The sequence below is a fragment of the Bradyrhizobium sp. genome (genome assembly GCF_035652035.1).
Lineage (GTDB): Bacteria > Pseudomonadota > Alphaproteobacteria > Rhizobiales > Xanthobacteraceae > Bradyrhizobium.
In genome coordinates, this window is record NZ_DASREO010000018.1 from 30,339 (window position 1) to 51,469 (window position 21,131).

Sequence of the window (21,131 nt, forward strand, 5' to 3'; positions counted from 1 at the left end):
GAACAGGAGAAGAGCATGACAAGGCCGACGACGACGTTAAAGACCATCCTCAACCGCCGCGCCGCGACGATCTTCGCCGGCGCCGCCAATGGCCTGTTTGCGCGGGTCATCGAAGACCTCGGCTATGAGGCCGTCTACGTCACCGGCGCCGGCGTCGCCAACATGTATCTCGGCGCGCCTGATATCGGCCTGACCACGCTGACCGAAATTGCGAGCCACGTCGCGGCGATTTCGGATGCGGTCGCAATTCCCATGCTGGTCGATGCCGACACCGGCTTCGGCAATGCGGTCAACATGGTGCGCACGGTGAGGGTGCTGGAACGTGCGGGCGCCGCGGGCTTGCAGATCGAGGATCAGATGTTTCCGAAGAAGTGCGGTCATTTCGACGGCAAGGAGGTCGTGCCGGTGGAAGAGATGCTGGCGAAGATCAAGGCTGCCGTCGACACGCGCAAGGACGGCGATCTCCAGATCGTGGCGCGCACCGACGCGCGCGCCACTCTCGGCCTTCAGGCCGCGATCGACCGGGCAGGGGCCATGATCGAAGCCGGCGCGGATGTCACTTTCGTCGAAGCGCCGACGTCGGCCGACGAACTGGCGCAGATCGCGAAAAGCCTGTCCGTGCCGCAGGTCGCCAATATCGTGTTCGGCGGCAGGACGCCGGAACTCGGGCGGCAAAAATTCGCCGAACTCGGTTTCGGCTGCGTGCTCTACGCCAATGCTGCGCTACAGGCCGCGCTCAAGGCGTCGCATGAGGTGCTGATGGCGCTGAAACGCGACGGCTCGCTCGCGTCGGTCGCCGATCGGCTCGCCGGTTTCGAGGTTCGTCAGCAGATCGTTTCGAAACCGACATACGACGAGCTTGAACGGCGATACCGCGGTGGGTGATCGATCGCGCCGATTGGGCCACGTGCTAAAGGTGCTTGATCGCGCCGCGCATCGCCACCCAGATCGCCGCGGCCAGAAGGCCCATCCCGCCGAGGATCAGAAACGTCGGCGAATAACCCACCGACTGCGCGATCCAGCCGCCGAGCGCCGGGCTCACCGAGGCGCCGGCGCCTTGAATGGTGATGACAGCGCCCTGCGCAAGATTGACGCGGCCGGTCGAATAGAGTGCGCGCGCCACCATGCCGGGCACCGCGACGCTCTGCAAACCAGCGCCGATGCCGTCGAGGATCTCGACGGGAACGACGCCCCACCATCCCGTCAGGAAGCAGGCGAAGATGCCGCGCAACGGCAGCGCCAGAAACGACGCCAGGATGAGCATCCAGTAGTTGCGCTTCTCGGCGATGTGCATGGCGACAACAGATGCCACGACCATGGTGCTTTGCGCGATCACGATGATCGTCGCGACGAAACCGGGTCCGTTGGCGTCCTTGCCGGTGACGGCCGAAAGGCCATAGAGCGGAACGATCGCCGCATTGCCGAGATGAAAGACGGCTAGCGCCAGCGCCAGCACGATCAGCGGCTTGTGCTTCAGCAAGACGGTCATTCCGCTCGGCCGGTGTTCCGGATCGTCCTCCTTGTTGCCGCGTGCGATGTGGTGGTTGATCGTATCAGGTGGAATCATGAAAACGCAGGCAACCGTGATGGCTCCAAACAGCGCCGCGAGCACGAACACCCAGAAGTAGCCAAACTTCCAGCCGAGAAAGCCGGACACCGCCGCGCCGATCATGTTGCCTGCGTGATTGAAAGCCTGGTTGCGGCCGTTTTGCCGGTTGAAGCCTTTCTGGGCGACCATGCCGAGCGTGATGCCGGTCACCGGGGAACGATCGCGGCACTGGCGATCCCGGTCGCCACCTGCGACGCTGCGACCGCCCAGAAGTTTTGCCAGAACAGGATGATCGAGGACGCCGCAACCACGGCTGCGCCTGGCACGATCACCCAGGCGCGCTTGTGACGCGAGGTGTCGATGAAGCCGCCGACCGGCGTCGTGATCAGCATGCCCGCGATATTGCCGATCGTCATCGCCGTGCCGATCAGGCCGCTCTCCCATCCGCGCTGCGCCAGGAACACGCCGACGAAAGGTCCGATGCCTGACTGCATGTCGGCCATGAAGAAGTTCACGCCAAGCAGAGGCCAGAGCCGCTTTTTCTGGCTTTCACTTTGCTTGGGGCCTTGGCTCGCCATCGCGATTCCGATTCCACGAGCTAGTGGAGTGGATTTGACATTCGCACTCCGCCTAGCCGCGATTCCGAACAGCGAATGTCAAATCCGAAACTCCACTAGTAACTGAAACCCCACTAGTAACTAATATCTGCCAGTGGCCCTTTGATTCTAACATTCGCAAATGTGCCCGCTGAGAAGGGATGCGAATGTTAGAATCGGGCCACGAGGCGGGCGCTCCAGCCCCGAAGCCGTTGTTCAGCGTGCTAGCCGGTGTGGCCGGGATCGAAATCCGTCGGCGTCTTCTTCTTCCGTTGCGGGGTCATCTTTGCCGGATCCGGTTGGCCGAGGACGCCGCGCGGGCCAAATTGTTCCCGCTGCTGGTCATCCTCGGACTGGCGCGGGCGGCCGTCATCGACCTGCGGGCGCCACCGCCGGTTCTCTTCATAGACCTGCCAGCTGTGCTTGAGTTCCTTAGGAGAGGTCGCATTCTTTTGATCGGCCATCGCGTGATCCTCCGCCCTTCCGTTTTCGCTTCGCGGAATCAAAGCGAAACGGCGGCGGAGGTTTCATCGGTGGCGATCGATGCACGCCCCTTCCATGCGAGTAACAATGGCGCGAGCACCTAAGGTCAGTTTCCGGCTACCGCGGCGGTGCTGTCTGTGACGTCAGGATGAATGGACTGACGAATTGGGGCTTGACCGCGGACTTCTTCATCCCGAAGAATACGGCCTGAGGCAGGAACCTAACTCACCGGCACCGATGGCCGGGGGGATCGTTGTGCGCTTCAGGACCCGGCGATGAACATTTTCGATCCACAAGGTCCTGTTGCGGCGGCCAACAAGATCATCCTGATCGATTCCATTGCGATCATGCTGGCGATCGTGGTGCCGACCATCATCGCAATCTTCGCCTTTGCCTACTATTTCCGTCAGTCGAATACCCGGGCGTTCTATCTTCCGCACTTCGCCCATTCGGGCCGGATCGAGCTCGTCGTCTGGTCGATCCCCACGCTCACCATCATCCTGCTCGGCGGCGTCGCCTGGATCGGTTCGCATCAGCTCGACCCTCGAGTGCCGGTCCCGGGCACCGGCAGCCCGGTCAGAATCCAGGTGGTCTCGCTCGACTGGAAATGGCTTTTTATCTATCCGGACCAGCGCGTGGCGACCGTCAATTCGCTGACCGTGCCGGTCGGCGCGCCGCTGCAATTCGAGCTGACGTCGTCGAGCGTGATGAATGTCTTCTTCATCCCGCAACTCGGCAGCATGATCTACACCATGAACGGCATGGTCACGCACCTCAATCTGCGTGCGGACCAGGAGGGCAACCTTCAGGGCCTGTCGGCGCATTTTTCCGGCGACGGCTTTCCCGAGATGATGTTCGACGTCCACGTCATTTCGCCGCTGGACTTTCCGAACTGGGTCGAGGCCACCGCGAAGAGCGGCAATGTGCTCGACACGAACAGCTACAAGCAGTTGATGCAGCAATCCGTCGAGAGCGGCCGGCCGGTCTATCGGCTGCCTGATCCGCGCTTGTTCGACGACATCGCGACGCGGCGGATTCCGCCAGGTCCCGGACCGGAGCTGGCCGACAATCCGGCAAAACCGAAGGCGGAGAGTGGAGCAGCCAGTGTTAGGTAAATCGACATGTTAGGCAAGTTGACATGTTAGGCAAATTGACTTGGGCGGCCATTCCCTTCGATCAACCGATTCCGCTGATCACGGGCGCCGCCGTGCTGGTCATCGTTCTGGCCGTGATCGCGTGGGTCGTGATCGCAGGCCATTTGCCCTATCTCTGGCGGGAGTGGATCACGAGCGTCGATCACAAGCGGATCGGCGTGATGTACACCCTGCTTGCTCTCGTGATGCTGCTGCGCGGCGGCAGCGACGCCATCATGATGCGCGCGCAGCAGGCGATCGCCTACAATTCGCAAGGCTATCTGCCGCCCGAACACTACAACCAGATCTTTTCGGCCCACGGCACCATCATGATTTTCTTTGTCGGCATGCCGCTGGTGATCGGGTTGATGAACTTCGTGGTGCCGCTGCAGCTCGGGGTGCGCGACGTCGCGTTTCCGACGCTCAACTCGGTCGGCTTCTGGCTCACCGCGACCGGTGCGCTGCTCGTCAACGTCTCGCTTGTCGTCGGCGAGTTCGCGCGCACCGGCTGGCTGCCTTATCCGCCGCTGTCCGAAATGACCTATTCCCCCGGTGTCGGCGTCGACTATTATTTATGGTCGCTGACGATTTCCGGAGTGGGCACGCTGGTCGCGGGGATCAATCTCGTCACCACGGTGTTGAAGCTGCGCACCAAGGGCATGAACTATCTGCGCATGCCGATCTTCTGCTGGACCACGCTCGCCTCGAATTTCCTGATCATTGCGGCGTTTCCGATCCTCACTGCGACGCTCGCGATGCTGATCCTCGACCGCTATCTCGGCTTCCACTTCTTCACCAATGAAGGTGGCGGCAATGTCATGATGTTCATGAACCTGATCTGGGCCTGGGGACATCCGGAGGTCTACATCCTGGTGCTGCCCGCGTTCGGCATTTTTTCGGAAGTGGTCCCGACATTTTCCGGCAAGCCGCTGTTCGGCTATCGCTCCATGGTGATGGCGACCATGGCGATCTGCATCATCTCCTTCTGCGTCTGGCTGCATCACTTCTTCACCATGGGCGCCGGCCCCAACGTCAATGCGATCTTCGGCATCGCCAGCATGATCATTGCGGTGCCGACCGGCGTGAAGATCTACAACTGGCTGTTCACGATGTATGGCGGCCGCATCCGCTTTGCGACGCCGATGATGTGGTCGCTGGGCTTCATGGTGACCTTCATCATCGGCGGACTGACCGGCGTTCTCGTCGCGGTGCCGCCGGCGGACTTCCTGCTGCACAACAGCATGTTTCTGATCGCGCACTTCCACAACGTCATCATCGGCGGCGTGCTGTTCGGCGCGTTCGCGGGCTATACTTACTGGTTCCCGAAGGCGTTCGGTTTCCGTCTGCATGAAGGATGGGGCAAGGCCGGCTTCTGGTTCTCGCTCACCGGATTTTACGTCACCTTCATTCCGCTTTATGCGGCCGGCTTTCTCGGGATGACGCGGCGCATGCAGCATTACGACGTCGCCGAATGGCGGCCCTGGATGATCGTCGCCGCCATCGGCATGGTCCTGCTCTCGATCGGCGTCATTTGCCAGGTCATCCAGCTTGTCGTCAGCATCCGCGATCGCGAGAGCCTGCGCGACGTCACCGGCGACCCCTGGGACGGACGCTCGCTGGAATGGGCGACGGCCTCACCGCCGCCGGCATTCAATTTTGCCGTCATGCCCGACGTCGAAGGCGAGGACGCCTACTGGGCGATCAAGTCGCGGGCGAGGGAGCAGGGCCTGTCGCGCGCGCCCGACTACAGGGATATCGAGATGCCGCGCAACTCGCCGACCGGCTTCGTCTGCGCTTTCTTTGCGACCATCATGGGCTTTGCGCTGATCTGGCACATCTGGTGGATGGTCATTCTCGGCGGCATCGGCGCCTTCGCGACCTTTGTCGTATTCGCCTGGCGTGACCATGACGAATACGTCATTCCGGCCGCGGAGGTCGCGCGCATCGATGGCCTCAATCGCGAATCGCGCCGCGCCGCGCTTGCGCTCGCGGGGAGGGCGTCATGACCGATGCTGCGGTCTATATCGGACATGAGAAGCCGTCTCAACTCCTCGGCGGGCGGCCGCATGAGGGGCCGGCCTCGAAGCGGATCGTGACCGGTTACGGTTTCTGGATCTTCCTGCTCTCGGACATCGTGATGTTCTCCTGCTTCTTCGCGGCTCATGCGGTGCTGATCAATCAGACCGCCGGCGGGCCGCGGGGCTCGGAGCTGTTCGACTTGAGGAGCGTTGCGGCGGAAACGGCGTTCCTCCTGCTGTCGAGCTTCACCTGCGGGCTTGCCATGATCGCCGCCGACGTCCGCAGCGCGAAGTGGTACCAGATCGGCATGGCGGTGACCTGCCTGCTGGGCCTGGGTTTTCTGGCGCTCGAATTCCGCGAATTCGCCGATCTCGTCGGCCGTGGCGCCGGTCCGACGCGCAGCGCATTTCTCTCGTCGTTCTTCACTTTGGTCGGCTGCCATGGCGCGCATGTCACGGCGGGCATTCTCTGGCTGCTCACCATGATGGCGCAGGTGTTCGCCAAGGGATTTCGCGCCGACATCATGCGGCGCCTGTTGTGCTTTGCGTTGTTCTGGCATGCGCTGGACATCATCTGGGTCGCGATCTTCTCCGTCGTCTATCTGCTCGGGAGCGCTGCATGAGCGACCAGCATCTGCATCATCCAGCCGATCTTGCCCCCGGCGATGAGGAAGAAGTCCGCGTCGGCCCGCGGCTGCTCGGTTATTGCATCGGTTTCGGTCTAGCGATCATCCTGACGGCGACCTCGTTCTTCATCGCCGGCACCGACCTCGTCTGGCAGCCGTCGATTCCGGTGGCGCTGGTCGTGCTCGCGATCGCGCAGATGGGCGTGCATCTGGTTTTCTTCATCCACATCACGACCGATCCCGACAACACCAACAACATCCTGGCGCTGGCCTTTGGCCTGTTGATCGTGTTTCTGGTGGTCGGCGGTTCGCTCTGGATCATGGACAATCTGAACCAGAACATGCCGCCGATGGATCAGATCATGCAGATGCAGCGCTGATCGCGCCGCGCAGACTCACGTTAGCAAATGAAGTGGAACCGCGGCCGGCTTCTGTTCAGAAGTCGACAGAACCGTTCCCTTGGCAGGGTGCCGTGCCCTAGCTTGCCGTGCTCGCATTCGTCCAAGTGAGACAGGTGAGAGACGGCATCTTTCAGGAACCTTGATCACAAGGCGGGGTTGGACAACCGGGCAGGGCGATTTTTTGCAATCGCATGAGAGGCCCGCCGTGACAGTGACAAGCGAACCGATCTTGCGCCCAACGGCGCGGGTCGCAAAACATCCCATTCATCCGATGCTGGTCCCGATTCCGATCGTCTGCTTCGTCGGAGCGCTGGTGACCGATATTGCCTACGCCTTAACCGGCGAGATGATGTACGCGAACTTCTCGGCCTGGCTGCTGCTCGTCGGCATCGTGTTCGGCGTGCTCGCCGCTATCGCCGGCCTGATCGACTTTCTCGGCAACCGCCTGATACGCCAGCAGGCGCCCGCATGGCCGCATTTGATCGGCAATCTGGCGGTGCTCATCCTGGCCTTCTTCAACAACCTGGTTCACACGCGCGATGCCTGGACGTCGGTCGTGCCGCTCGGGCTCGTTCTTTCGATCATCACGGTGATCATCCTGCCCGTCACCGGCTGGCTGGGCTGGGAAATGGTCTATCGCCACGGCGCGGGAGTTACCCGATCATGACGCACCTTCACTCGCTTCGCGTAGCGCTGGCGTTCAGCGCGCTGCTGTGTCTCGCCGGATGCAGCGATGGCAGCGGCGATCCGAGGGCCCAGTTGGGCTCCAACCCGGTCTTGCCGCCAATCAAGCAGTTTCTGCTGCCGCCGATGCATGTCGCACGCGTGGTTGGCTGGAACGGGCAGGAAACACCGACCGCAGCGCAAGGGCTGAAGGTCGCAGCCTTCGCCAAGGAGCTTCAGCATCCGCGCTCGCTTTATACGTTGCCGAACGGTGACGTGCTGGTGGTGGAGTCCAAAGCGCCGCCGGCCCCGACCATCAAGCGGCCGAAGGAAGTCGTGATGAACTGGGTCGAGAAGTGGGCGACGTCCGGCGGCACTACCGGCGAGAGCAACCGCATCACGCTCTTGCGCGACAGCAAAGGCAGCGGCACGCCCGAGACGAAAAGCGTGTTCCTCGATCACCTGAATTCGCCGTTCGGCGTTGCGCTGGTCGGCAACGACCTTTACGTCGCCAATACCGATGCGATCGTCCGCTACCCCTACAAGGAAGGCGAAACCAAAATCACCGAACCCGGCACCACGCTGACGCCGCTGCCGGGCGGCCCGATCGATCACCACTGGACCAAGAGCCTGACCGCCAGCCCCGACGGCACCAAGCTCTATGTCGGCGTCGGCTCCAACAGCAACATCACCGAGAACGGCATGGAAGCGGAACATAACCGTGCCGCCATTCTGGAAGTCGATCGAGCGTCAGGCCGGTTTCGCATTTTTGCAAGCGGACTGCGCAACCCCAACGGCCTGACGTTCGAGCCCCAAAGCCACGCGCTATGGACCGTGGTCAACGAGCGCGACGAAATAGGCCCCGACCTCGTGCCCGATTACATGACATCGGTGAAGGACGGCGCCTTCTACGGCTGGCCCTACAGCTATTACGGTCAGCACGTCGATCCGCGGGTCACACCGCAGCGCAAGGACCTCGTCGACAAGGCGATCCCGCCGGACTACGCCTTGAGTTCGCATGTCGCGCCGCTTGGGCTCGTGTTCAACACCGGAAGCAGCCTGCCGAAGGACTATGCCGGCGGCGCATTCGTCGGCGAGCACGGCAGCTGGAACCGGCAGGTGCTCAACGGCTACAAGGTCATCTACGTGCCGTTCACCGACGGCAAACCGAGCGGCATGCCGAAGGACGTCGTCACCGGATTTCTTGACAGCAACGAGCACGCGCGCGGACGCCCGGTGGGGCTGGCACTCGACAAGTCGGGCGCGCTTCTGATCGCCGACGATGTCGGCAACACGGTATGGCGGGTGACCGCCTCCAACCAGCCGCAGGTGACGCAGCGCTAACGTAGAGGAACCGGCACGATTGCTCCCGATTGTAAGGTGACATTGTGTGGAGGTTCACATGAACAAGTTGCTCGCATCAACCGCATGCGCTCTATTCCTGTTGTCTTCGCTTGCGCATGGCCAATCGATTGGAGAGAAGACCGGCGTCAATTCCACGCTCGGCATCAGCCCGTCAACGCAGGACTTCGTCACCGAGGCCGCCGACAGCGATATGCTGGAAATCGCCGCGGCGAAGGTTGCTCAACAAAAAGGCGATTCGGCCGAGAAAAAATTCGCCGACCAGATGATCACCGACCACACGAAGACCAGCCAGGATCTCAAGGGGCTGGTCGACGGAGGCGAGGTCAAGGCGACTATCCCGACCAAGCTCAGCGATTCCTCGCAGAAGAAACTGAATGAGTTGCAGGACACCAAGCAGGAGAAGTTCGCCGACTATTACGATCCGATGTAGGTGAGCGCCCACAAGGACGCGGTGTCTCTGTTCGAGCGCTATTCGAAGTCCGGCGACAATTCGAAGCTGAAGGACTGGGCCGGCAAGACATTGCCGACGCTGCAACACCACCTCGAGATGGCGGAAGCGTTCAAGAAGCGCGATTGAAGGCGCCGGTATCGATCGCGGTCGCCGCGAGGGCTGGTCTATTTTCGCGCGGAGATCGCCGCCGTATGCATCGTGTCGCCGGCAACATCCGGCGGCGCGACGACGCGGCTGGCGAAGGCCGCCAGAATCAAGAGCGCCATCGCGGAAGAATAGAACACCAAGCCACGGCGCAGCCATTGCTTGTAAACGATACGATCCTCCGGCGACAAACGCTTCAGTTGGTCATGTGAGGGGCCCATGACGAATGCTCCTTGTAATGAGCTTTGCGGCAACATCAAAACGGCACCACCAGGTTCTGGCCGTCAAAGACAATGACGGGCATGTCGAAATATACGGCGACGGCGATCAGCAGAAGCGTGATGGCCCAGATGACGACCGGCACGCCGAGGAACAAATAGTTCAGCAGAAGATGCTGCAGTTTCGATCGCCGCGTTGAAAATGATTTTGGTTCTGAAAGAACGAGCGTGGCCGACATGCGATAACCTCGCGAGTTGCCGCCTCAACGAGGCGGTGATGGCGTTTTTCGACGATGTGCCTGATCGATCACGCGCCTTAAGGGGCCACGGTCATGAATGCGAGTTCGTCCAGCGTCGTGCCGGGCGTTCCCGAAGCCAGGTAGAATGCAAGAGCAAACAGGATGAAGAGCGCCGTGCCGACCAGCAGAATGGTTGCGTTGAAGGTGGGCGCCTTGATCCGGGATTGGCCGATGGAATTCGACGAAGCAAAATTCATCATCACGTCCTCCATATGAAGACCTGAAAAAACGAGAATTTGAAATTCGCAAACTGGAATTCGAAAGACGACTGACCCAACGGTATCGTCGTCAGTTACGCAGTACGCCTGTACGAAGCACGCTTGTATGAATTACGCCTGGGCTGCAGAAAGAAATATGAACTCGATCACATCGCGGCATATTTTTTGGCAGTGGCAAATTATCGGTTGCTCACAAAGTTTCGACCGGTCTAAATTTCAACTGGTGCAAATCAACAAAAACGCATCACCGGCCGCGATTGGCTCCCCCGAGAATCCAAAGCTCGCGGGCCACGCGCGAAGGATCGCATCGCAACGCTGCACTTTCATTACGGGTATAAGTCAGCAAAACGCGTGCCAGCGAATATCAGCTGAAAAGTCTGAGGTTTCCGGCCTCGGCGCGCGAGGCATTTGTCGGTCAGATTAAATCGTGGGCAGGAAGCTCACGGAATATGTGGCCGCGCGCAGTCAAGACGCGTGGCATGCCACGCACGCGACAGGCCTTTCAGTTTCGCCAGACACAAGCCGAAACAGGATGGTTAAGAAAACGATAAGGGATTTCAAGCTATCGTGATCGGAGCCATTTCGGCCCTCGCATTTTTCTTTCGTGCTTTGGAGACATCTCGATGCTGCGCAACCTGACTATTGCTCCCAAACTCGGCATCGTCGTGGGAGCGGCCCTGCTCGGTCTTTGTATCGCGGGCGCCCTGGCGAGCTACCTGATGCAGCAGGAAATGCTGAACGCGCGCATCGACCAGACCAAGGCCATTGTCAGCGTTGCCAAGAACATGGCAGGCGAGCTGAAGCGCGAGGTCGACGCCGGCGAGATGACCAAGGACCAGGCGATGGCGATGCTGCGCAAGCTCGGCAACGCGATGACCTACGACAACGGCTCCGGCTATATCTTCGCCACCACCTATGACGGCATCACCCAGCTCGCACCCGATCCGAAGCAGGTCGGGACCAATCGCATGGACGTCGTCACCAATGGCCGCAAGCTGTCGCGGGAGATCATGGATGGCGTGCGTGCCAAGGGCGAGATCCTGCTGCCTTATGAATATGTCAAACCCGGCCAGGAGAAGCCGATCCGCAAGGTCGGCTATGCGGTGGCCGTTCCCGGCTTCGACATGTACATGGGCACCGGCGCGTATCTCGAGGATCTCGATGCCAAGCTGAAACCGCTGGCCTGGCTGCTCGGCCTTTCAACGCTTGCGATTGGCGTGATCTGCGGCGCCATCGCCTGGTTCATCGGCCGCGGCATCTCCGGTCCGCTCAATCACTTGCGCGGCCGCATGGAAAGGCTCGCCAACGGCGAACTCGAAAGCGCCATCCCTGGCACCGGCCGCGGGGACGAGATCGGCAAGATGGCTGCGACGGTGCAGATCTTCAAGGACAACGCGCTGCGCATGCGCGAGATGGAAAAGGCCGAGACCGAAACGCGCGAGCGCACCATGGCCGAACGCCGTTCGGCGATGGAGAATCTCGCCGGCGACTTCGAGAAGAGCGTCAACGGCATCGTTCGTTCGGTTTCGACCGCTGCCGCGGGCATGCAGACCACGGCGCAGTCGATGACGGCGACCGCGAGCGACGCCAGCGCCCGCGCAGCCAATGTCAGCGCGGCCTCGCAAAGCGCGTCCGGCAACGTCGGCACCGTGGCGGCTGCGGCCGAAGAGCTGTCGAGCTCGGTGACCGAAATCTCGCGCCAGGTCGGCCGCTCCTCTGAAATCGCTAGCCAGGCCGTGAGCGATGCCGAGCGCACCAATGCCACCGTGCAGGTGCTGTCGACCGGTGCCGAAAAAATCGGCGAGGTGGTGAAGCTGATCCACTCGATCGCAGCCCAAACCAACCTTTTGGCGCTCAACGCCACCATCGAGGCGGCGCGCGCCGGCGAATCCGGGCGTGGGTTCGCGGTGGTCGCGTCCGAAGTGAAGGCGCTCGCCAACCAGACCGCGAAAGCGACCGAGGAAATCTCCAGCCAGGTCGAGGCGATGCAGCAGTCGACCAGCGATGCGGTTGCGGCGATCAGCGGCATTTCGCGCACCATCGCGCAGATGAGCGAGATCACCACCTCGATTGCGACCTCGATCGAGCAACAGGGCGATGCGACGCGCGAGATCGCCCGCAACATCCAGTCGGTCGCGGCCGGCTCGAGCGAGATCTCGGCCCATATCGGCGGCGTGACGACGGCGGCAACCGCCACAGGCACGGCAGCTTCCGAGGTGCTGGAGAACGCCCGCGAGCTCGACAAGCAATCCGGCATGCTGCGCAGCGCGGTCGACGGATTCCTCGCCAAGGTGCGCGCGGCGTAAAAAGCGACGCGCTGGCTTAAAGCGAGCCATTGCCGAAATCACCGATTGCTGTCACCTTGCCTCTCGCGGCCGAGAGGTGAGGGTGCGATGGCGCGATTTTTTGCAGCGATCTTCTGTCTCGCGATCCTGCCGGGCTGGACCGACACGCGGGGATGGGTGCGCGTCGACGTGGCTTCGCCGGGCGCGCCCTACGACTTCGTGGTGCATGTCCGAAGGATTCCCGACATCAAGTACAATCCGCTGGTGCGCGGGGACCGCAACCGCATGGCGTTGCATCTCGTGCGCGGCGAATGCGCTGGTGGCCGCGTCGTCGGCGAGAATATTGTCAACCACGAGATCTATGGCATCACGAGCGAATTGCCGGATTATGTCGTGTTGGTGAGCTGCGCGCGGCGGCACTGACGGTCGCCAGCCGCGCCGGCTAGACCTTCTTCCGATCGGCCGACACGGGAGCATCGCGTCCCTGCGCAAGCGCAAGTGCCGCCTTGCGGATTCCCGATGCGATCGTTTTCGATTGCGCCGGATCGGCAACGGCCCGCGCCAGAGTCACGCCGCCGGAGAGCAGCGAGAGCAGGCCCCACGCTTTGTCGAGGCGTTCCTGCGACGTCCGGCCGTCAATTCCCTCGGCCACGGCCTTCAACACATCGAGCATGCGTTGCTCGAACAGTGCTTTCACCGCATCCGTGGCGCGGCTGACTTCGGGAGAAAGCGCCTGCAGCGCGCAGGCTTCGCCGAGCTCGCAGGTGCGTCGCTCGCCGAGGTAAAAATCGACGAAGCGTTCGAGCCATTTCGCGCCATATTGCTCGCGGAAGGAGCGCACGCCGGTGGCGAGATCGTCCATTCCGGCCGCGACCGTAGCCTCGAAGGCCTCTTCCTTGGAAGCGAAGTGTCCGTAAAAGGCGCCTGAGGTGACTTCAGCCTCCTTGGCAAGGCCGTCGACGCCGATGCCTCCGAATCCCTTGCGCCGAAAGCCGCGCCCGGCGGCAGCCACCATGCGGGCGCGGGCCTCTTCCTTGTGTCCTGTCGCGTATCTCACGGGCGGTCCCTTTTAGATAACGGGCGTTATTTTAATCATTGACAAGATAACGATCGTTATGCAATTACATAACGGTCGTTATATCATGCCCGCGCGAGGCCCGCACAAGGGCGCCCCGACCATAAAGGAGATGATCATGCCATTGACCCTCACACTTACCGAAGGCGTCGTTCCCAAAGGCCAGGAGGGCGTCGTGTTCGCCAAGCTTTCGGAATTGATGCTCAAATGGCACGGCCTGACCGGCAACAAGGTGATGACTCCCCAGGTCATCGGTTCGGTGAACGTGCTGCCAAAGAGCGCCACGTTTTCCGGCATGGAGGAGACGGCCGTCGCCTTTGTCGAATGGAAGGTGCCGTCGTTTGCCTTCACGGATCGCAAAGTGCAGCTCGGCTATTTCCGGGAAGTGACCGACTACATCCACGAGATGTCGGGCGGCAAACAGCCGAAAGACAGGATTTTCATCAACGTCGTCCACGCGGTCGACGGTGCGTGGAACCTCAACGGCAAGGCGATGACGAATTCCGAGATCGGCGCGCTGGTCTCCCAGGGTTGAGAAAAACGCGCTTGTTCACGTTAACGTTGACGGAAGCGGCGGGCTGGGGGGCGCTTCAAGCCCGCCGCGCTTCCGGCACGGGCTGCTTGACCGGCTCGACGGTCGCAATGCCGCGCAGGAGACGGCCGAGCAGGTCGGAGCCGGTGATGATGCGCTTGCGGGTGCTCCACACCAGGATGAGATCGTCCTCGATCACGTCGTCGTCCGGCGTTTCCTGCACCACCCGCATCTGTCCGATCACATCGCCGAGCTTGGCCTTGCTATCGCGCACGACGATCGGCCGGTGCCAATAGGCTTCCCTGTCGAAGTCAATCTCGTTGAACAGCGCGTCGCGCAGGAAATGATGCGCATCGAGCACGAAAACCGGATCGCCGGTCGCCTGGTCCGTGATGATCACCCATTTCATGCCGGACGCATCGACCTGGCGCAGGAAGGGATCGTCGGGCGAACGCTCGAACTTCGGCAGCACGCAGCGCTGACCCGCGAGCGGCAGGCTGATGATGCTCTTGACGTCGACGAACTCGCCCTCATCGCAAACCGAGATATCGTCGAGGTCGAGGAAATTCTGCGCGCCGGTCGCTTCCAGCTTGCCAATGGTGCCTTCGCTGGACGAATGACGAGCCAGCATTGAGCGGAGGTCGCGCTCTTTCATATAAGCCGGGCCTTCGGGTCCAAGCCAGTAATCGAGCAGCATCGCGGTCGGCTTTGCCAGCGGATACAGCAGCACGCGATAGAAATTCAGGAAGGGGAGAAAACGCGACGTCATCATCAAGGCGTTGCGCGAGAAATAAGCCTGCGGGACGATTTCGCCCAGCATGGTGATGGCGAACGTCGAGAAGAAGAAGGCGACGACGCCGTGCAGGACGGAGCCCGACAGCAGGGTCAGGAGCACATTGGTGGAGACATTGCCCCAGACCACGGTGGCGAGAATCTGGTTGGCGCTCTTGCGCAATTCCAGGACCTTGACGGCGTCATGGTTGCCGCCATCGGCTTCGACCTGAAGACGGAGCAGTGAGAGGCTGAAGACGGCGAGGTTGAGGCCCGCAAACAGCGCCGATTGGAGAATGCAGGCAAAGACGCCGATCCAGGCGCCATAAGTGCTGAACTCGGCCATGCTCACGATCCCAATGTTCAATAGCTGTTGCGTGGTGGAGTGGATTTGACATTCGCTATCCGCCTAGCCACGAGTCCGTAAGCGAATATCAAATCCGAAACTCCACCAGAGATCTACATTTCCTAGTGGTCCTATTGATTCTAACATTCGCAAAGCGCCCGCTGAGAAGAGGGGCGAATGTTAGAATCGGACCACTAGGACGCCGCAACCCGCTTGCTTCGGCCGCTCTATTCGGCAGCCTTATTCAGCCGCTTGTTGGGCGACGGCGTCGACCTCCTTATTATAGTCAAACACCACGCGGCCGTAAGGCAAGGTGAGATCGGCAATATAGTGATGGGCGCCCATGACACGGCGGACCGGGAAGTCGGCGACCGGCGCGTTCACGTGCGGAACCAGATGCAGTCGGCCCGGCCCGATCCATGAGCCCTTCACCACGATGTCGGCGAGGTTGATCGCAACCAGCTGGCAGACTTCGGCGCGGCCGTCGACGCCGGGGATCAGTTTCAGGTTGATCTGGGTCTTCGACAACGTGGCGCGGGTCAGCGAGCCGTCGCCGGCCATCGCCTCGTGCTTGTAGCCCATGGTGCCCATGGCAACGAGCTGGCCGGCATATTCCAGCGTGCCGGTCAACGTGTCCTTGACGATCTCGAGCTTCGGGTGCGCGTATTTCTTCGGAAAGCCCCAGATCTCGCGGCCCGCCACGATCGGCGGATCGTCGTCGAGATACATCTGCGAGACGAAGTTGACCTCCTCGCCGTTCAGCCGCGCCGGAATGACGAGACCGGATTCGGTGTAGCTGCCGAAGCCGGAGCTATCCGGCATCTTGATCCATTCGTAATGCACGATCGGCGCCTCGACCGGCTCCAGCGGCTCGGGCAGGCCGGCGCGGATCAGGTCGGGATCGGTCTCATAGCTGATCACGAGAAATTCGCGATCGATGAAACGGTAGGGACCGGCGGGATAGCTTGGACCTGCCAGCGGCATCGACGGAAGCTTTAAGACGTCTGCCTTGTGCATCGAAAATCCCTTTTTCTTCAGAAAGCGTGTTGCCTTGTTTGTGAAGCGAGTTGAACCGATGCACATCGCGCGCAATCTTGTGCGAGCCGGATCGGGATGCCATATCGACGCAGCTTTTCGCACCACGCTAACCAAGCTGTTTGACGGCTGCATGAAGCGAGAGGCGGGCCGACCCTGTCACACCATCGTCACTGCCTTTTTTCACTCTCATTGCTGAAACAAAGGGCGGGACCTGACGTCATGGATCAACTCGCAACCGATCTACGATTGCTTTCCGAACGCGAACCCGCGCCGAAATGGCGCCCTGATGCATGCCAACGCATGGCGCTGGTCCTGCAGGGCGGCGGCGCGCTCGGCGCCTATCAGGCCGGCGTTTATCAGGCGCTGCATGAAGCCGGCATGGAGCCGGACTGGGTTTGCGGCGTGTCGATCGGCGCGATCAATTCGGCCATCATCGCCGGCAACCCGCCGGAGCGGCGGCTGGAGCGTCTGCACACCTTCTGGGATCGCATCACCGCGCGAAAGATCTGGCACTACACACCGGATGGCGACGTCTATCGCAAGGCGCGCAATCTCACGAGCTCGTTCATGACCTCGACGCTCGGCCAGCCCGGCTTCTTCAAGCCGCACGAGACGAACCCCTGGTTCTCACCGGCCGGCGCGAGGACCGCGACCAGCTATTACGACACGGCGCCGCTGCGCGAGACGTTGCTGGAACTGGTCGATTTCGACCTCATCAACTCGCGCTCGATACATTTCGCGGTCGGGGCGGTGAACATCCTCACCGGCAACTTCCTCTATTTCGACAACAAGAAGGAAGTGATCACGCCCGAGCATGTGATGGCGAGCGGGGCGCTGCCTCCGGCGCTGCCGATGGTGCGTATCGGCACCGATCATTTCTGGGACGGCGGCATCGTCTCGAACACGCCGCTGCAGCATCTGCTCGACCAGGAAGACGGCAAGAACTCGCTGGTATTCCAGGTCGACCTGTTCAGCGCGCGCGGCGCGCTGCCGCGCGACATCCACGAGGTGACCGCGCGGCACAAGGACATCATGTATTCCTCGCGCACGCGCCACAACACCGACGTCTACAGGAAGATGAACAACCTCAAGGCCTCGCTCTACAAGGCGCTGCAAAAGGTGCCGGAGTCCGAGTTGACGCCCGAGGAGCGCATCATGCGCGAAAAGCTGGCGCATCTTTCCGGCATCACCATCCTGCAACTGATCTATCAGCAGAAGGCCTATGAGGGCGACTCGAAGGACTATGATTTCTCAGGCACCTCGATGCGCGAACACTGGATGAGCGGGCTGGAGGATACGCGCCGCACGTTGATGCGCCGCGACTGGCTGGCGATGCCGCCGGAGGGCATGGGCATCGTCGTTCACGACGTGCACCGCGAGCGCGATTACTGAACCCGGAAGATGCCTTGTGGCATTGCACAGCGTGTTGATCGACGATCGAACTGAACTACATTCAGTTGGTCTGATCCAGCAGCCGCGAGCGCCCGCATGGATGACGTCAAGGAACTGGTCGGCACCATTATGCGGGTGCTTGACCATGCGGAAATTACCGAAGCTGAAGTTCTCGACCTCGATTTTGAGGCGGATGACAAGGCGCGACCCGCCGTCAATGACGCCTACATCAAATTGCTTGAGTTTGTGCATGATCGCGACTTGCGCGTCGCGGATCCGGACCTCGATCGAAGCGAACGTGCGCGACTGGAACATGCACTGAAACAGATCGTGCGCTTCAGTTCCCGCAACTAAAGGCACGCGAAAACAGCGGCCCCGGCTCTGCAAAGCCGTGGCCGCCTGATGCTTGCCAAGCCTGTTATTGGCCAGAACTGCTTGTGCTGGAGCAACTCGTGCCGCCATTGCCCGTGCCGCCAGTGCCAGAGCTGCCGCTGCACGTGCCGCCCGTTGCCGCACCGCCTGTTGCATTACTTGTTCCGCCGGTGGCAGCACCGCTGCCGGCCGCGAAGGCGAGGCTGCTCGACGCCGCGAACGCGGCTGCCAGCATCAATGTTCTGATCTTCATGAGTGTCCCCCTTCGTCTGATCGACGGCGCATCAGCGCGATGCCGGCGCGGCGTTTCTGTAAACGTGCCCCGCTGTCCTGCATTCGCGGCTCTGTTTTAACAGGACCGCGTGATGAAGGATACGGCAGGACATGGCGGGAGCGGCGGTTTGCACAGGCGGGACAACGAGCGCAAGCGCTGGGTGGGGTCTCTCGTCACGCGGTACCCCACCCTGGCCTGCGTTTCGCCATCGCCGAAGCAGGGCTTCGGCGTCTTTTGAAGAACAGTGCTACTTGGTCGTGCCGCTGGAATTCTCGCCGCCCTGATTGACACCGCCGCTGGTGGTGGTGTCGCCGTTGATACCTGCGGTACCGCCGGTCCCGTTGCTGTTGCTGGTCGTACCGCCTGTTCCCAGGCTATTGGGGCTGGTGCCGCCGGTTCCCATGCCTGTGGTGCTGTTCGTTCCCGTGCCGGCGGTCCCGTTCGTCCCCGTGCCAGTGGTGCTGCCCTGGCTCAGGCCCCCCGTGCCCGGCGTTGATCCAAGAGACGTGCCGCCAGTTGACGATCCGCTCAGCGAACTGCCAGTCGACGATCCGCCCATCGAAGACGTGCCATGCGCGCCGCCCGAGCCGGATGCACCTCCGCCGCCGCCTCCCGTGCCGCCGGTCCCGCCACCACCGCCGCCTCCGGCGCCGGCCGCAAAGGCCAGGCTGCTCGATAGAGCGAAGGCTGTCGCCAGCATCAGCGTTCTGAGCTTCATGATGTTTCTCCTTCGTTTTTTTAACGGAGGACAAGCATCAGAGCGGCGCGGCGTTCCTAACGGGGGGATCAACACGTCAAGACGCAGGATTTATGACATGATCTCTTGAACGGAGAGGACTGGCTGGAACGGCTGATAGCGCGCGGCGTTTCCCTTTCGGTCAGATTCCTAAAAAAGGGGCAGCCATGCGTTTTTCCTTTGCTTTCTCAATCCTCGCCATGGCCGTCGCTGCGGCGACGCTGACGGCGACGCCCGGTTTTGGCCGCACCTATCGGCATTATTACCGGCCTCATTATTACGGTCATTATTACAGGGATTACTCCGGCTATCTCGACCCGCGCAGCGGACATTACGATCCCGAATTCCAGCACAACCGGGAGAACTTTGGATTCAGCGGCCGGGATCCTTCAAGGATCGGCGGCGTGGATCCGAGCCTTCATCCTGCACCGATGGGACATTAGGGCGGTCAGTTCTTGCGCCGCTCGCGAAACTCTCGCTGATAGCAGACGCGCAGACCCGCGTTTTTCGGGTCCTGGCAAAGCGTGGCGGAATAGGCCTCCGTCTCTTCCGCCGGATAGCGCTCCAGCAACACGTTCAGCGACTGCACCATCTGCTCCTGCCCGTCGGCTCGATAAGCGATCCGCGCGAACATCTCGGGCAACAGCGGCTTCAGCGCCTGCACGGTTTCGGACGGCAGCTTGTCGGTCTCGATCGCTGCCGCAAAGGCATGTTGCTTCAGCAATAGCCCAAACAGATCGATATCGTCCTGATTGAGTTGCCCGCTCTTGAGCCTTCCGCTGATGAAGCCTGCAACCAGTTTCGACTGCGTCGTTGCAATCAATCCGCCTGCGTAGTCCCGTTTCAGGATGGTGCCAACCGTGGCCCGGTCATTCTCCGATGCCGGGGCGACCGAGAGGCGAGCCGGTTTGGGCGACTGCGCGACTGAAAGGCCATAGCGTCGGTTGATCATTTCAAAGGCGTCAGCCTGGCTATTCGCAAACAGCTCGCTCGCCGCGGTCAGACACAGGTTTGGAATTTCGCCGCCGCCACCACATCGTTTCGCGGTGAAGTAGAGCAGGACCCTGGCGTTGCTGGCGTGCAGCGCCGTCCTGACCTCGACCGGAATGGCCTTGCCGTCACGCCGTTCCGCGACGGTGATGGTGACCGGATCGGATTCGACGGTGGCGAATGCGACGTGCAGGTCTGGGCGAAACTGGCCGTCATCGCCGCGGACGTCGAGGGGTTTGAATAAGGACACGCGGACATCGGCGTCCTGATTATCGACGGTCTCTTCGATCAGGCAGCGTCCGCCGACAACGTCGTGAGTGAATTCGCCTGCGATCAGGCTCAGCGTATCGGGACAGTTCTCGCGTTGCTCGAGGTGAAATCTCCGCCACCGTGGCAGCCATGTGATGTGCTCCACCCGCTGCGGCGAGCCGTCAGGCTTCTTTTCCAGGGTGAAGGTGCTGGTGAACTTGGCATTCCGTCCATTGTGATCGCGGATGAAGACGTGGTCGATATTCGCCTTGAACAGCAATTGCTGACAAAGATCCGCGCAGGGCGGCGGAGGTGTTGTCTCGTGGCTATCGGGGTCCTGCCAGTTCATCCAGTATTCGGCCCGTTCCGGCTGTGGCAGTTCGAAGGAGCGCGGCTGAAATGACGATGGCGCCGGGTCTGCATGATCCGATGCGACCAGTTTCCCGAGGCTGTGTTGGCTAATGGCATGCGGCAACAGCGCCGCGGCGGCAAGCATGACGACTGCCACAGCGGCTCCAAGCAGCCGTTGGCCGGAGTATTGAGCAATGAGATAACCGGGCAGGGCGGCAAGCGAATAATAAAGCAGCGTGGGAGCCGCGATCAGCGCCATGCCGGGCAAAATGAACAGCAAGGTCCCGAGCGTGATCATCCCGGGGGCGAGCGCGATGATCGTCAGTACCACCAGGACGCCGAGATAAATCCTGACCGCGCGCGGTATCCACGCGGTGGAATGATCGGAAGAAGACGTCGTTTCGGACACGTTGGTTCATCCCGCGCCGGGGGTAACCCGGATGCCATTAGGTTGCACATGCCAATTTCGTCAACCAATGCCGTTCGCGATGCTCAATTTTGCATGAAGCGGAGCGCTTTTTCGGAACATCCGTTAGCCGAAGCTTAACGCTCGTCC

Annotated in this window: 23 protein-coding genes and 2 pseudogenes; 15 read left to right on the forward strand and 10 right to left on the reverse strand. The window is 61.4% G+C overall.

What is annotated here, in order from left to right:
* The first annotated feature begins 15 nt into the window (after positions 1-15).
* Positions 16-885, forward strand: a complete 870-nt coding sequence (locus VFB05_RS06765) for an oxaloacetate decarboxylase (protein ID WP_325010292.1) — start codon at positions 16-18, stop codon at positions 883-885.
* Positions 886-910: 25 nt separating this feature from the next.
* On the opposite strand, the pseudogene VFB05_RS06770 reads toward VFB05_RS06765, so the two are convergent.
* Positions 911-2,127: pseudogene (locus tag VFB05_RS06770) on the reverse strand (MFS transporter).
* A gap of 242 nt (positions 2,128-2,369) precedes the next feature.
* On the reverse strand, positions 2,370-2,609 hold the full coding sequence (locus tag VFB05_RS06780) for a hypothetical protein (RefSeq protein ID WP_325010604.1): 240 nt from the start codon (positions 2,607-2,609) through the stop codon (positions 2,370-2,372).
* A gap of 294 nt (positions 2,610-2,903) precedes the next feature.
* Here VFB05_RS06780 and VFB05_RS06785 point away from each other — a divergent pair, with 294 nt between their 5' ends.
* From VFB05_RS06785 to VFB05_RS06815, 7 genes and pseudogenes are all read left to right on the forward strand, one after another.
* Positions 2,904-3,743 carry a cytochrome ubiquinol oxidase subunit II gene (locus VFB05_RS06785; protein WP_325010298.1) on the forward strand — a complete coding sequence of 280 codons (840 nt, stop codon included), beginning with the start codon at positions 2,904-2,906 and terminating at the stop codon, positions 3,741-3,743.
* 23 nt (positions 3,744-3,766) lie between these two features.
* Entirely contained in the window at positions 3,767-5,767 is a 2,001-nt protein-coding gene (gene cyoB / locus VFB05_RS06790) for a cytochrome o ubiquinol oxidase subunit I (RefSeq protein ID WP_325010300.1), read from the forward strand.
* Positions 5,764-6,402, forward strand: a complete 639-nt coding sequence (locus VFB05_RS06795; RefSeq protein WP_325010302.1) for a cytochrome (ubi)quinol oxidase subunit III — start codon at positions 5,764-5,766, stop codon at positions 6,400-6,402. The genes cyoB and VFB05_RS06795 overlap by 4 nt, the downstream gene beginning before the upstream one ends.
* On the forward strand, positions 6,399-6,785 hold the full coding sequence (gene cyoD, locus VFB05_RS06800; protein ID WP_325010304.1) for a cytochrome o ubiquinol oxidase subunit IV: 387 nt from the start codon (positions 6,399-6,401) through the stop codon (positions 6,783-6,785). Before VFB05_RS06795 ends, cyoD begins: the two co-directional genes overlap by 4 nt.
* A gap of 292 nt (positions 6,786-7,077) precedes the next feature.
* Complete coding sequence (locus VFB05_RS06805) at positions 7,078-7,473, forward strand: DUF2231 domain-containing protein (protein ID WP_414643159.1); 396 nt, start codon at positions 7,078-7,080, stop codon at positions 7,471-7,473.
* Positions 7,470-8,813 carry a sorbosone dehydrogenase family protein gene (locus VFB05_RS06810; RefSeq protein WP_325010306.1) on the forward strand — a complete coding sequence of 448 codons (1,344 nt, stop codon included), beginning with the start codon at positions 7,470-7,472 and terminating at the stop codon, positions 8,811-8,813. The genes VFB05_RS06805 and VFB05_RS06810 overlap by 4 nt, the downstream gene beginning before the upstream one ends.
* A gap of 58 nt (positions 8,814-8,871) precedes the next feature.
* Positions 8,872-9,411: pseudogene (locus VFB05_RS06815) on the forward strand (DUF4142 domain-containing protein).
* 38 nt (positions 9,412-9,449) lie between these two features.
* On the opposite strand, the gene VFB05_RS06820 reads toward VFB05_RS06815, so the two are convergent.
* The 3 genes from VFB05_RS06820 to VFB05_RS06830 form a co-directional block, all read right to left on the reverse strand.
* Positions 9,450-9,650 (reverse strand): hypothetical protein, encoded by a 201-nt coding sequence (locus VFB05_RS06820; RefSeq protein WP_325010308.1) that lies wholly within the window; start codon positions 9,648-9,650, stop codon positions 9,450-9,452.
* A 35-nt stretch (positions 9,651-9,685) separates the two neighbouring features.
* The gene (locus VFB05_RS06825; protein WP_325010309.1) at positions 9,686-9,886 is read right to left on the reverse strand and encodes a hypothetical protein; all 201 of its coding nucleotides are present in this window, start codon (positions 9,884-9,886) and stop codon (positions 9,686-9,688) included.
* 77 nt (positions 9,887-9,963) lie between these two features.
* Positions 9,964-10,146: a hypothetical protein gene (locus VFB05_RS06830; protein ID WP_325010312.1), complete on the reverse strand. Its 183-nt coding sequence runs from the start codon at positions 10,144-10,146 to the stop codon at positions 9,964-9,966.
* Positions 10,147-10,787: 641 nt separating this feature from the next.
* Between VFB05_RS06830 and VFB05_RS06835 the strand changes: the two genes are divergently transcribed.
* Positions 10,788-12,470 carry a methyl-accepting chemotaxis protein gene (locus tag VFB05_RS06835; RefSeq protein WP_325010314.1) on the forward strand — a complete coding sequence of 561 codons (1,683 nt, stop codon included), beginning with the start codon at positions 10,788-10,790 and terminating at the stop codon, positions 12,468-12,470.
* An 87-nt stretch (positions 12,471-12,557) separates the two neighbouring features.
* Entirely contained in the window at positions 12,558-12,872 is a 315-nt protein-coding gene (locus tag VFB05_RS06840; protein WP_325010315.1) for a hypothetical protein, read from the forward strand.
* A gap of 19 nt (positions 12,873-12,891) precedes the next feature.
* Here the strand turns inward: VFB05_RS06840 and VFB05_RS06845 are convergent, their stop codons facing one another.
* Positions 12,892-13,506, reverse strand: coding sequence for a TetR/AcrR family transcriptional regulator (locus VFB05_RS06845; RefSeq protein WP_325010317.1), 615 nt, complete (start codon positions 13,504-13,506; stop codon positions 12,892-12,894).
* 136 nt (positions 13,507-13,642) lie between these two features.
* Here VFB05_RS06845 and VFB05_RS06850 point away from each other — a divergent pair, with 136 nt between their 5' ends.
* Positions 13,643-14,059 carry a 4-oxalocrotonate tautomerase gene (locus VFB05_RS06850; protein WP_325010319.1) on the forward strand — a complete coding sequence of 139 codons (417 nt, stop codon included), beginning with the start codon at positions 13,643-13,645 and terminating at the stop codon, positions 14,057-14,059.
* Between the two features lie 55 nt (positions 14,060-14,114).
* Here the strand turns inward: VFB05_RS06850 and VFB05_RS06855 are convergent, their stop codons facing one another.
* Both VFB05_RS06855 and VFB05_RS06860 read right to left on the reverse strand, forming a co-directional pair.
* The gene (locus VFB05_RS06855; RefSeq protein ID WP_325010321.1) at positions 14,115-15,173 is read right to left on the reverse strand and encodes a DUF21 domain-containing protein; all 1,059 of its coding nucleotides are present in this window, start codon (positions 15,171-15,173) and stop codon (positions 14,115-14,117) included.
* Positions 15,174-15,413: 240 nt separating this feature from the next.
* Entirely contained in the window at positions 15,414-16,190 is a 777-nt protein-coding gene (locus VFB05_RS06860; RefSeq protein ID WP_325010323.1) for an acetoacetate decarboxylase, read from the reverse strand.
* 240 nt (positions 16,191-16,430) lie between these two features.
* Between VFB05_RS06860 and VFB05_RS06865 the strand changes: the two genes are divergently transcribed.
* From VFB05_RS06865 to VFB05_RS06875, 3 genes are all read left to right on the forward strand, one after another.
* Positions 16,431-17,603, forward strand: a complete 1,173-nt coding sequence (locus VFB05_RS06865) for a patatin-like phospholipase family protein (protein WP_325010325.1) — start codon at positions 16,431-16,433, stop codon at positions 17,601-17,603.
* Positions 17,604-17,699: 96 nt separating this feature from the next.
* The gene (locus VFB05_RS06870) at positions 17,700-17,957 is read left to right on the forward strand and encodes a hypothetical protein (RefSeq protein WP_325010327.1); all 258 of its coding nucleotides are present in this window, start codon (positions 17,700-17,702) and stop codon (positions 17,955-17,957) included.
* Between the two features lie 98 nt (positions 17,958-18,055).
* On the forward strand, positions 18,056-18,328 hold the full coding sequence (locus VFB05_RS06875; RefSeq protein ID WP_325010329.1) for a hypothetical protein: 273 nt from the start codon (positions 18,056-18,058) through the stop codon (positions 18,326-18,328).
* A 168-nt stretch (positions 18,329-18,496) separates the two neighbouring features.
* Here VFB05_RS06875 and VFB05_RS06880 read toward each other — a convergent pair whose 3' ends face one another.
* Positions 18,497-18,967, reverse strand: coding sequence for a hypothetical protein (locus tag VFB05_RS06880; RefSeq protein WP_325010331.1), 471 nt, complete (start codon positions 18,965-18,967; stop codon positions 18,497-18,499).
* A 185-nt stretch (positions 18,968-19,152) separates the two neighbouring features.
* Here VFB05_RS06880 and VFB05_RS06885 point away from each other — a divergent pair, with 185 nt between their 5' ends.
* Positions 19,153-19,428 carry a hypothetical protein gene (locus VFB05_RS06885; RefSeq protein ID WP_325010333.1) on the forward strand — a complete coding sequence of 92 codons (276 nt, stop codon included), beginning with the start codon at positions 19,153-19,155 and terminating at the stop codon, positions 19,426-19,428.
* A gap of 5 nt (positions 19,429-19,433) precedes the next feature.
* Here VFB05_RS06885 and VFB05_RS06890 read toward each other — a convergent pair whose 3' ends face one another.
* Positions 19,434-20,984, reverse strand: coding sequence for a hypothetical protein (locus VFB05_RS06890; protein WP_325010335.1), 1,551 nt, complete (start codon positions 20,982-20,984; stop codon positions 19,434-19,436).
* Between the last annotated feature and the right edge of the window lie 147 nt (positions 20,985-21,131).

Coding starts and splice junctions, on each gene's coding strand:
- VFB05_RS06765 (WP_325010292.1), top strand. CDS start 16: ATGACAAGGCCGACGACGACGTTAAAGACCATCCTCAACCGCCGCGCC.
- VFB05_RS06780 (WP_325010604.1), bottom strand. CDS start 2,609: ATGGCCGATCAAAAGAATGCGACCTCTCCTAAGGAACTCAAGCACAGC.
- VFB05_RS06785 (WP_325010298.1), top strand. CDS start 2,904: ATGAACATTTTCGATCCACAAGGTCCTGTTGCGGCGGCCAACAAGATC.
- cyoB (WP_325010300.1), top strand. CDS start 3,767: ATGTTAGGCAAATTGACTTGGGCGGCCATTCCCTTCGATCAACCGATT.
- VFB05_RS06795 (WP_325010302.1), top strand. CDS start 5,764: ATGACCGATGCTGCGGTCTATATCGGACATGAGAAGCCGTCTCAACTC.
- cyoD (WP_325010304.1), top strand. CDS start 6,399: ATGAGCGACCAGCATCTGCATCATCCAGCCGATCTTGCCCCCGGCGAT.
- VFB05_RS06805 (WP_414643159.1), top strand. CDS start 7,078: ATGCTGGTCCCGATTCCGATCGTCTGCTTCGTCGGAGCGCTGGTGACC.
- VFB05_RS06810 (WP_325010306.1), top strand. CDS start 7,470: ATGACGCACCTTCACTCGCTTCGCGTAGCGCTGGCGTTCAGCGCGCTG.
- VFB05_RS06820 (WP_325010308.1), bottom strand. CDS start 9,650: ATGGGCCCCTCACATGACCAACTGAAGCGTTTGTCGCCGGAGGATCGT.
- VFB05_RS06825 (WP_325010309.1), bottom strand. CDS start 9,886: ATGTCGGCCACGCTCGTTCTTTCAGAACCAAAATCATTTTCAACGCGG.
- VFB05_RS06830 (WP_325010312.1), bottom strand. CDS start 10,146: ATGATGAATTTTGCTTCGTCGAATTCCATCGGCCAATCCCGGATCAAG.
- VFB05_RS06835 (WP_325010314.1), top strand. CDS start 10,788: ATGCTGCGCAACCTGACTATTGCTCCCAAACTCGGCATCGTCGTGGGA.
- VFB05_RS06840 (WP_325010315.1), top strand. CDS start 12,558: ATGGCGCGATTTTTTGCAGCGATCTTCTGTCTCGCGATCCTGCCGGGC.
- VFB05_RS06850 (WP_325010319.1), top strand. CDS start 13,643: ATGCCATTGACCCTCACACTTACCGAAGGCGTCGTTCCCAAAGGCCAG.
- VFB05_RS06855 (WP_325010321.1), bottom strand. CDS start 15,173: ATGGCCGAGTTCAGCACTTATGGCGCCTGGATCGGCGTCTTTGCCTGC.
- VFB05_RS06860 (WP_325010323.1), bottom strand. CDS start 16,190: ATGCACAAGGCAGACGTCTTAAAGCTTCCGTCGATGCCGCTGGCAGGT.
- VFB05_RS06865 (WP_325010325.1), top strand. CDS start 16,431: ATGGATCAACTCGCAACCGATCTACGATTGCTTTCCGAACGCGAACCC.
- VFB05_RS06870 (WP_325010327.1), top strand. CDS start 17,700: ATGGATGACGTCAAGGAACTGGTCGGCACCATTATGCGGGTGCTTGAC.
- VFB05_RS06880 (WP_325010331.1), bottom strand. CDS start 18,967: ATGAAGCTCAGAACGCTGATGCTGGCGACAGCCTTCGCTCTATCGAGC.
- VFB05_RS06885 (WP_325010333.1), top strand. CDS start 19,153: ATGCGTTTTTCCTTTGCTTTCTCAATCCTCGCCATGGCCGTCGCTGCG.